The organism is Mesorhizobium sp. M1C.F.Ca.ET.210.01.1.1 (assembly GCF_004791585.1).
Taxonomy (GTDB): Bacteria; Pseudomonadota; Alphaproteobacteria; order Rhizobiales; family Rhizobiaceae; genus Mesorhizobium.
This window is the reverse complement of sequence record NZ_SRUU01000113.1, coordinates 1-441: the sequence shown is the minus strand read 5'-3', so window position 1 is coordinate 441 and position 441 is coordinate 1. Positions and strand designations below refer to the sequence as shown.

The 441-nt window shown below is 61.0% G+C and carries 1 pseudogene; it reads left to right on the top strand.

Features of this window, described 5'->3' with window-relative positions:
- Nucleotides 1-107: 107 nt before the first annotated feature.
- Nucleotides 108-441, top strand: a pseudogene (locus tag EN853_RS33160) (hypothetical protein); the annotation flags it as partial.

The following is a 441-nucleotide window of genomic DNA, read 5'->3' as shown; positions in this document are numbered from 1 at the left end:
TGAACAGGCTCTCATGCAGATCGGTGAGGCCCGTATCGCCATTGCCGTGCCGCTGCCAGAAGTCCGGCGCGCAGACCGGCAGCACATCCCTCCACCACACCGGCGCGATGTGGCAGGCGATCGAAAATGCGGCGCGCACGGTTGCCCCCGGCGGTCTATTCTTCGTCGCGCTCTATTCGTCGAATGTCGTGAAGCCGTCCGGGCAATTCTGGCTCGACGTGAAACCGCGATACAACGGCGCCAACCCTCGCCAAAGGCGGTGGATGGAGTACTGGTACATCTGGCGCTTCGGGCTCGGTCGCAATCCACTTCAACTGCCCTTGCTCGTGAAGCAGATCTATCAAAAGAAAAAAGGTCGCGGCATGAGCTACATGACCGACATCCGCGACTGGCTGGGCGGCTGGCCTATGGAGTTTGCCGACGACCAGGCGGTGATCGATT